The organism is Frateuria sp. sgz306004, assembly GCF_057750885.1.
Genome location: NZ_JBYLFE010000016.1, coordinates 2501 through 5459, shown reverse-complemented (window position 1 = coordinate 5459; position 2959 = coordinate 2501). Strand labels below are relative to the sequence as shown.

The 2959-nt window shown below is 54.2% G+C and carries 2 rRNA genes (1 of these 2 only partly in view); both read right to left on the bottom strand.

Annotation, left to right across the window (positions count from 1 at the left end):
* Nucleotides 1-47: 47 nt before the first annotated feature.
* Nucleotides 48-160, bottom strand: a 5S ribosomal RNA gene (rrf, locus tag AC3G2C_RS19755).
* Nucleotides 161-274: 114 nt separating this feature from the next.
* Nucleotides 275-2959 (bottom strand): 23S ribosomal RNA (locus AC3G2C_RS19750) (it continues 194 nt past the right edge of the window).

Sequence of the window (2959 nt, the reverse complement as noted above, 5' to 3'; positions counted from 1 at the left end):
CAAAGACAAACGCCTTCCCGATTGGGAAGGCGTTTGAGGGATAAAGACCCTGGCGGTGACCTACTCTTGCATGAGGATTCACACTACCATCGGCGCAGCTGCGTTTCACTTCCGAGTTCGGGATGGGATCGGGTGGGACCACAGCGCTATAGCCGCCAGGGAGAGGGTGTGGAAGTCGCCGAGAGGCGCCATTCCAGCAAAGGGGTAAACGAGTGACAAGCGTCTGGTGAATTCGAGATGTTTCGCTGAGGAAAGCGAAGCGTCTTGGGGTTATATGGTCAAGCCTCACGGCTCATTAGTACACGTAAGCTCAATGCATTGCTGCACTTCCACACCGTGCCTATCAACCACCTAGTCTTGATGGTGCCTTAAGGAGTCTCTGGGACTCGGGAGATCTCATCTTGGGGCGCGCTTCCCGCTTAGATGCTTTCAGCGGTTATCGCTTCCGTTCGTAGCTACCGGGCAATGCCATTGGCATGACAACCCGAACACCAGCGGAACGTCCACTCCGGTCCTCTCGTACTAGGAGCAGCCCCCCTCAAATCTCCAACGCCCACGACAGATAGGGACCGAACTGTCTCACGACGTTCTGAACCCAGCTCGCGTACCACTTTAAATGGCGAACAGCCATACCCTTGGGACCGGCTACAGCCCCAGGATGTGATGAGCCGACATCGAGGTGCCAAACACCGCCGTCGATATGAACTCTTGGGCGGTATCAGCCTGTTATCCCCGGAGTACCTTTTATCCGTTGAGCGATGGCCCTTCCATACAGAACCACCGGATCACTAAGACCTACTTTCGTACCTGCTTGATCCGTCGATCTCGCAGTCAAGCACGCTTATGCCTTTGCACACAGTGCGCGATGTCCGACCGCGCTGAGCGTACCTTCGTGCTCCTCCGTTACTCTTTGGGAGGAGACCGCCCCAGTCAAACTACCCACCACACACGGTCCCTGATCCGGATTACGGACCTAGGTTAGAACGTCAAGCACTTCAGGGTGGTATTTCAAGGATGGCTCCACCGAAACTAGCGTCTCGGTTTCATAGCCTCCCACCTATCCTACACAGAAGAACTCAACGTTCAGTGTGAAGCTGTAGTAAAGGTTCACGGGGTCTTTCCGTCTTGCCGCGGGAACGCTGCATCTTCACAGCGATTTCAATTTCACTGAGTCTCGGGTGGAGACAGCGCCGCTGTCGTTACGCCATTCGTGCAGGTCGGAACTTACCCGACAAGGAATTTCGCTACCTTAGGACCGTTATAGTTACGGCCGCCGTTTACTGGGGCTTCGATCAAGAGCTTCGCCTTGCGGCTGACCCCATCAATTAACCTTCCAGCACCGGGCAGGCGTCACACCCTATACGTCCACTTTCGTGTTTGCAGAGTGCTGTGTTTTTGATAAACAGTCGCAGCGGCCAGGTTACTGCGACCTTCCAATGCTCAGTCACGCACGTGACCACATCGGAAGGCGCACCTTCTCCCGAAGTTACGGTGCCATTTTGCCTAGTTCCTTCACCCGAGTTCTCTCAAGCGCCTTGGGATTCTCACCCTGCCTACCAGTGTCGGTTTACGGTACGGTTTCTCTGTAGCTGAAGCTTAGTGGCTTTTCCTGGAAGCGTAGTATCAGTCACTTCGTCCAAAAGGACTCGTCTCGGTGCTCGGCATAAAGAGGGCCGGATTTGCCTAACCCTCATGCCTACCGCCTTTCCCCGGGACAACCAACGCCCGGTAGACCTAACTTTCTCCGTCCCCACATCGCACTACAGACAAGTGCCGGAATATTAACCGGCTTCCCATCGACTACGCATTTCTGCCTCGCCTTAGGGGCCGACTCACCCTGCGCCGATGAACGTTGCGCGAGGAAACCTTGGGCTTTCGGCGTGGGGGCTTTTCACCCCCATTATCGTTACTCATGTCAGCATTCGCACTTCCGATACCTCCAGCAGACTTCTCAATCCACCTTCACAGGCTTACGGAACGCTCCTCTACCGCGCACACAAAGTGTGCACCCCGAGCTTCGGTGTATAGCTTAGCCCCGTTAAATCTTCCGCGCAGACCGACTCGACCAGTGAGCTATTACGCTTTCTTTAAAGGGTGGCTGCTTCTAAGCCAACCTCCTGGCTGTCTATGCCTTTCCACATCGTTTTCCACTTAGCTATAACTTTGGGACCTTAGCTGCGGGTCTGGGTTGTTTCCCTTTTCACGACGGACGTTAGCACCCGCCGTGTGTCTCCCGTACATTCTGTCCTGGTATTCGGAGTTTGCCATGGTTTACTAAGTCGCGATGACCCGCTAGCCATAACAGTGCTCTACCCCCAGGAAGATTCATACGAGGCGCTACCTAAATAGCTTTCGAGGAGAACCAGCTATCTCCGAGTTTGTTTAGCCTTTCACTCCTATCCTCAGCTCATCCCCATCTATTGCAACAGATGTGGGTTCGGTCCTCCAGTGCGTGTTACCGCACCTTCAACCTGGCCAAGGATAGATCACTCGGTTTCGGGTCTACTGCCAGAGACTATGCGCCCTATTCAGACTCGGTTTCCCTTCGCCTCCCCTATACGGTTAAGCTTGCCACTGACAGTAAGTCGCTGACCCATTATACAAAAGGTACGCAGTCACCCTTGCGGGCTTCCACTGCTTGTACGTATACGGTTTCAGGGTCTATTTCACTCCCCTCTCCGGGGTTCTTTTCGCCTTTCCCTCACGGTACTTGTTCGCTATCGGTCGGTCAGGAGTATTTAGCCTTGGAGGATGGTCCCCCCATGTTCAGACAGGGTTTCTCGTGCCCCGCCTTACTCAATTTCATCTCTAATGCCCTTTCGCCTACGGGGCTATCACCCTCTATGGCCGGCCTTTCCAAACCGTTCGGCTAAAACACTAAAGACTTTTGGGCTAGTCCGCGTTCGCTCGTCGCTACTGACGGAATCTCGGTTGATTTCTTTTCCTCCGGGTACTTAGA